This is a genomic window from Streptomyces sp. ISL-36, assembly GCF_018614205.1.
Lineage (GTDB): Bacteria > Actinomycetota > Actinomycetes > Streptomycetales > Streptomycetaceae > Streptomyces.
This window is the reverse complement of sequence record NZ_JAGGOS010000067.1, coordinates 63,618-69,618: the sequence shown is the minus strand read 5'-3', so window position 1 is coordinate 69,618 and position 6,001 is coordinate 63,618. Positions and strand designations below refer to the sequence as shown.

Sequence of the window (6,001 nt, the reverse complement as noted above, 5' to 3'; positions counted from 1 at the left end):
CGTACGAACGCGGCCGGGCAGCGGCCGGCGCCGCGCCGCGGGCGGGACGGGGGCGGCGGGCCGCCCTTCCCCTCAAGCGGCGGATCCAGGCGCCGAGCGGCAGCGGCTCCGCCGCCCGCTCCTCGGCCCGTCGCTGCCACAGCCTCTCGTCACGGTCGGTGAGGTGTCCGGACATCGCTCGTCTCCTTTCGGCCCCTTGGGGAGTGACCACCAGGCCACTGAGGTGGAGTCTGTAGCCTTATTGGACGGGACAGCAGAGCCAATGAGGAGTGATTGGCATGGGGGAGGGTCGAGTGGTCCGCGATGTGGTCGGCACGGCGGACCGCACACTGACGGGCCGTCAACTGACGGCGCTGCTCACCCGGCCGCCCGAGGGCAGGTTCGGTTACCGTGAGCTCGCCCGGGCCATCCGGGAGGCCCTCCTCGACGGACGGGTCGCGCTCCGCATGCGGCTGCCCGCCGAACGCGAGCTCGCGAGCGTGCTGATGGTGAGCCGTACCACCGTGACCGGCGCCTACGACCTGCTGCGGGAGAGCGGGTACGCACACAGCCGCCGGGGCGCCGGCACCTGGACCGCGCTGCCGGACGGGCAGGCTCCGACCAGTCTGGCCGCCTTCCACGGTGACGCCGAGACGATCGTCGACCTGGCGCTCGCCGCCCCGGAGGCGCCGGCCGAGGAACTGACCGAGGCGCTGGCGGTGGCCTCCGCCGAACTGCCGCGCCTGGCACGGACCCAGGGCTACCACCCGTACGGACTCCCGGAGCTGCGCGCGGCCATCGCCGACCGCTACACGCGCCGCGGCCTGCCCACGCTCCCCGAGCAGATCCTCGTCACGACCGGCGCACAGCAGGCCGTGTCCCTCGTCCTGGCGCTGCTCGGCCGCCCCGGCGACCGGGCGCTCGCCGAGAACCCCTCGTACACCAACGCGCTGGACGCCATGCGTGGACGGCGGCTGCGGATCACGCCCGTACCGGTCACCGAGTCGGGCTGGGACAGCGGGCTGATCGACGCGGCGCTGCGGCAGACGGCGCCCCGGCTCGCCTATCTGATCCCGGACTTCCACAATCCGACCGGGCACCTGATGCCGGACGCGCAGCGCCGCGAGGTGGCGCGCTCGGCGCACGCGACCGGCACCTGGCTGATCGTCGACGAGACCCTCACCGACATCGCCCTCGATGTGCCGCCCCCGCGGCCGTTCGCGGCGACGGCCGCCGTGGGCGACAGCGAGCAGGTCATCAGCGTGGGATCGCTCAGCAAGAGCTGCTGGGGCGGGCTGCGGGTCGGATGGATCCGGGCCGGCTCCCGGGTGATCACGGAGCTCGCACGGGTCCGGGTCACCGCCGATCTGGCGGGATCGGTCCTCGACCAGCTCGTCGCCACCGAGCTCATCGACCGACTGGACACCATCCTGCCGCGCCGCGCCGCGGAGCTGCGGCAGCGCCGCGACGCCCTGGTCACAGCTCTGGGACGGCACGTCCCGGAGTGGCACTGGACCATGCCGTCCGGCGGGCTGTGCCTCTGGATCGACCTGGGCCGACCGATCGCGTCCTCGCTCGTGGGACGGGCGCTGCGCCACGGTGTAAGGGTGGAGGGCGGTGCCCGGTTCGGGGTGGACCCGGGCACCCACGAGCACCGGCTGCGCATCCCGTTCGCGCAGCCGGTGGACGTGTACGACATGGCGGCCGAACGCCTGGCGGCGGCCCTGGCGGGGGCTCCGGCAGGCATCGCGGACCCGGCCCTGCCGGACTGGGTGGCCTGACCGGGTGGCCCGGCCGGTCCCGCCTGCCCGGCCGGTCCCGCCTGCCCGGCCAACCGGTCAGTAAATGAGATGTCCGGGTCGAGGGGATCTGTGTATGGTCCACCGAGTGGAACCTCTCACCGACAAACAGATCCGCTCGTCCTTCGTGAACTGCACGAAGGGTGAGGCAAGCAGGCTCCGGCTGCCGCTGGACTTCGCCGAACTCCCCTGGCAGGACCTCGACTTCCTCGGCTGGGTCGACCCGGGCGCGCCGCTGCGCGCCCATGTCGTCGTGCCTCGCGAGGACGGCCCACTGGGCATCACCCTGCGGGTGCCGGCGACGAGCCGCACCAGTGCGGTCAAGTCAAGTCTGTGCCAGGTCTGCCTGACGGCCCACGCCTCCTCGGGCGTGACCCTGCTCGCGGCACCGCTCGCCGGCGCCCGCGGGCGCGAGGGGAACACCGTCGGCATCTACATCTGCGCCGACCTGGCGTGTTCCCTCTACATCCGCGGCAAGCGGCAGCCCAAGCTGCGGGCGGGCCGCCACGACGAGACCCTCGGCCTGGACGAGCGGATCGCGCGGACGACGACCAACCTGAACGCCTTCGTGGCCAGGGTGACGTCCGGCTGATCGCCCACCGACCGACCGCTGACCAACCCCGACGGACCGCTGACCAACCCCGACGGACCGCCGGCCGAGCCCGACGGACCGCCGACCGACCGACCGCCGTGGCGCCGTGTCCCGAGAGCACGGTGCGGCACGGCATGGCGCGGCACGGCGCGGCACGGCACGGTCAGCGGAAGGCGGACTCGCCCGTGAGCGCCTTGCCGATGACCAGGGAGTGCACCTCACTGGTGCCCTCGTAGGTCAGGACCGACTCCAGGTTGTTGGCATGGCGCATCACCGGGTACTCCAGGGTGATGCCGTTGGCGCCCAGGATCGTCCGGCACTCGCGGGCGATGGCGATCGCCTCCCGTACGTTGTTCAGCTTGCCCATGCTGACCTGTTCGGGCGAGAGGCCGCCCGCGTCCTTGAGCCGTCCCAGGTGGAGGGCGAGGAGCATGCCCTTGCCGAGTTCCAGGGACATGTCGGCGAGCTTCTGCTGGGTGAGCTGGTAGGAGGCGAGGGAACGGTCGAAGACGATCCGGTCGCCCGCGTACGCGATCGCCGTCTCCAGGCAGTCACGGGCGGCGCCGAGGGCGCCGAACACGATGCCGAAGCGGGCCTCGTTGAGGCAGCCGAGCGGACCGGAGAGGCCCCGGGCCTGCGGGAGCATCGCGTCGGCGGGCAGCCGGACGTCCTCCAGGACCAGTTCGCTGGTGACACTCGCCCGCAGCGACAGCTTCTGCTTGATCTCGGGAGCGGTGAAGCCGGGGGTGCCGGCGGGTACCAGGAAGCCGCGGACCCCCTCGTCGGTCCGCGCCCAGACGACGGCCACGTCGGCGACCGAGCCGTTGGTGATCCACATCTTGGTGCCGTTGAGCACCCAGTCCCCGCCGTCCCGCTTGGCGCGGGTGCGCATGGATCCCGGATCCGATCCCGCGTCCGGCTCGGTGAGCCCGAAGCAGCCGATGTACTCGCCGGCCGCCATGCCGGGCAGCCACTGCTGCTTCTGCTCCTCTGAGCCGTACTTCCAGATCGCGTACATGGCGAGCGAGCCCTGGACGGAGACCAGACTGCGCAGGCCCGAGTCGACGGCCTCCAGCTCCAGACAGGCCAGGCCGTACGCGACCGCGCTGGTGCCCGCGCAGCCGTAACCCTCCAGGTGCATGCCGAGGACTCCGATGCCGCCGAGGGCGCGGGCGAGTTCGCGGGCGGGGATCGCGCCCTGCTCGAACCAGCCGGCGACATGGGGGCGCAGCTCGCGGTCCGCCATCGTCCGGACGGTGCGGCGGATCTCGCGCTCCTCGTCGGTCAGGAGCCCGTCGACGGCGAGTAGATCGAAGGGGTGGACGGGAGTCGACTTCGACGTCCTCTGCGACTTCTGCGGCTTCTCCGACTCCCGCGACTCCCGCGACTCCTGCGACTCCTGCGACTCCTGCGACTGCGGCGGGTTCGGTGACTGCGGCGGGTTCGACGACTTCACGGACGGCCTCCAGGCGGCTGCGGCTGACACGGCGTGCCGTAGCGTATCCGGAGATCGGATTTTGGATCCAGTATTGAATATCTGATCTCCGATGCGTACGTTCCCGAGGGATCGGATCGGGAGGAGAGCGGGATGCACGCAGATCAGCAGAAGCTCGCAGGCTCGGGCGCGCTGTCCGGGATCGTCGTCGCCGACTTCGGCCGGGTGCTCGCCGGGCCGTACATGACGATGCTGCTCGCCGACCTGGGCGCGGAGGTCATCAAGATCGAGCGGCCCGGCTCCGGTGACGACACCCGGGCCTGGGGGCCGCCGTTCGCCGACGGCGAGGCCACCTACTTCCTCGGGGTGAACCGGAACAAGCGCTCCGTCGCCCTCGATCTGACCGACCCCACGGACCTGGAGACCGCCCGGGCGATCGTCGACCGCGCCGATGTCCTGGTGGAGAACTTCCGGCCCGGCACGATGGAACGGCTCGGCCTCGGACACGAGACGGTACGGGCGTCCAATCCCCGGCTCGTCTACTGCTCGGTGACCGGCTTCGGTGCCGCCGAGGGCGCCCACCTGCCGGGTTACGACCTCCTCGTACAGGCCGTGGGCGGGCTGATGAGCGTGACCGGCGACCCCGGCGGGCAGGGGACGAAGGCGGGCGTGGCGCTCGTCGACGTGATCACCGGCCTGCACGCCGGTCTCGGCATCCTGGCCGCCCTGCGCCACCGGGAACGCACGGGCGAGGGGCAGCGGGTGGAGGTCTCGCTGCTCTCCTCGCTGCTGTCCGCCCTCACCAACCAGTCGGCGGCCTACCTCGGTGCCGGGGTGGTCCCCCGGGCCATGGGGAACCGGCACCCGAGCATCGCCCCGTACGAGGTGTTCGAGGCGAAGGACCGGCCGCTCGCCCTGGCCGTGGGGAACGACCGGCAGTTCCGGACGCTCTGCGAGCGGCTGGGGCTCGCGGCGCTCGCCGAGGACGACCGTTTCTCCACCAACACCGCCCGCGTCGCCCATCGCGAGGAACTGGTCGCGGCGCTCTCCGGTCCGCTCGCCGAGCGGACGGCCGACAGCTGGTTCGAGGAGCTGACGGCTGCCGGAGTGCCCTGCGGGCCGATCAACGATCTCGCCGCCGCCTTCGACCTGGCCGACCGTCTCGGTCTGGCACCGCAGGTCCCCGCCGGGGCGGCCGGCGCGGGCCAGGTCGCCAACCCGATCACGCTGGACGTCACCCCCGCCGCCTACCGTTCCGCTCCCCCGCGCCTGGGCGAGCACACCGAGGCCCTGCTCGCCGAGCTGGGACCTCGCCCTCCCGCCCCGTAGGAAGATATACGGATCGGGATCCGCGTCCGCGGAGCCTCGGGCCGGCCACCGAACCGAAGGAAGGGTCACAGGCGATGAGCAGCGCGGTGCAGAAGCGGCGGCCGCCGACCGCCCAGCAGTTCGTCCTCGAGGAACTGCGGCGCGCCATCACCGGCGGAGAGCTGCGCCCCGGCGACCAGATCCGTCAGGACGCGCTCGCGGCCCGGCTCGACGTCAGCCGGGTGCCGCTGCGCGAGGCTCTGAAGATCCTGGAGGGCGAGGGTCTGGTGGTGCACCACGTCCACCGGGGTTACTTCGTCGCCGAGCTGTCCCTCGCCGACCTGGAGGAGGTCTACCGCATCCGGGAACTCCTCGAGACCGAGGCGGTCCGCCGGGCCGTCGCCCGCGCCGAGGACGGCCTGACCGCGAGGCTCGAGACGATCCAGCGCGAGGTCGAACGGGCGGCGGACGCCGGGGACGTGACGGAGATGGCCGCGGCCAACCGCCGCTTCCACTTCGCGCTGATGGAAGGGTCCGGCATGCCCCGCCTGGTGCGCCTCATCCGCACGCTCTGGGACGCCACGGACGCCTACCGCTCGCTCTACTACACCGAGCTCCCCCACCGGAAGCTGGCCGTCCGCGAGCACCGTGCCGTCATCTCGGCGGTCCGCGAAGGGGATACGGACGCCGCCGTCCACTGGCTGACCGAGCATCGCGCGCACGCGGTCGCGGCGCTGCGGGAGATCCTCGACCTGAAGTGAGCCCCGGCCCGTCCCCCGGCGGCCGCAGGAATCCAGGCGCCGCCGCCAGGACGTGAGGACCCGACTCCTTCCCTCCTATCCGACCAGTCGGTATGTTGCGGTGCAGCCGCCCCGCCCGACCTGGAGG

The 6,001-nt window shown here is 72.4% G+C and carries 5 protein-coding genes; 4 read left to right on the top strand and 1 reads right to left on the bottom strand.

From position 1 onward, the window contains the following. Positions 1–278: 278 nt before the first annotated feature. Positions 279–1,760 (top strand): PLP-dependent aminotransferase family protein, encoded by a 1,482-nt coding sequence (locus tag J7E93_RS18260; RefSeq protein WP_215070704.1) that lies wholly within the window; start codon positions 279–281, stop codon positions 1,758–1,760. A 106-nt stretch (positions 1,761–1,866) separates the two neighbouring features. Beyond that, positions 1,867–2,370: an FBP domain-containing protein gene (locus J7E93_RS18255; RefSeq protein WP_215070703.1), complete on the top strand. Its 504-nt coding sequence runs from the start codon at positions 1,867–1,869 to the stop codon at positions 2,368–2,370. A gap of 163 nt (positions 2,371–2,533) precedes the next feature. Here the strand turns inward: J7E93_RS18255 and J7E93_RS18250 are convergent, their stop codons facing one another. Beyond that, complete coding sequence (locus tag J7E93_RS18250; protein ID WP_215070715.1) at positions 2,534–3,658, bottom strand: acyl-CoA dehydrogenase family protein; 1,125 nt, start codon at positions 3,656–3,658, stop codon at positions 2,534–2,536. A gap of 300 nt (positions 3,659–3,958) precedes the next feature. Between J7E93_RS18250 and J7E93_RS18245 the strand changes: the two genes are divergently transcribed. Together J7E93_RS18245 and J7E93_RS18240 are read left to right on the top strand one after the other, a co-directional pair. Then, the gene (locus J7E93_RS18245; RefSeq protein ID WP_215070702.1) at positions 3,959–5,134 is read left to right on the top strand and encodes a CaiB/BaiF CoA-transferase family protein; all 1,176 of its coding nucleotides are present in this window, start codon (positions 3,959–3,961) and stop codon (positions 5,132–5,134) included. Between the two features lie 74 nt (positions 5,135–5,208). Beyond that, positions 5,209–5,874: a GntR family transcriptional regulator gene (locus J7E93_RS18240; RefSeq protein ID WP_215070701.1), complete on the top strand. Its 666-nt coding sequence runs from the start codon at positions 5,209–5,211 to the stop codon at positions 5,872–5,874. Positions 5,875–6,001: the final 127 nt, after the last annotated feature.

Excerpts from the sequence above, each read along its gene's own strand:
- J7E93_RS18260 (WP_215070704.1), top strand. The coding sequence starts at position 279 with ATGGGGGAGGGTCGAGTGGTCCGCGATGTGGTCGGCACGGCGGACCGC.
- J7E93_RS18245 (WP_215070702.1), top strand. The coding sequence starts at position 3,959 with ATGCACGCAGATCAGCAGAAGCTCGCAGGCTCGGGCGCGCTGTCCGGG.
- J7E93_RS18240 (WP_215070701.1), top strand. The coding sequence starts at position 5,209 with ATGAGCAGCGCGGTGCAGAAGCGGCGGCCGCCGACCGCCCAGCAGTTC.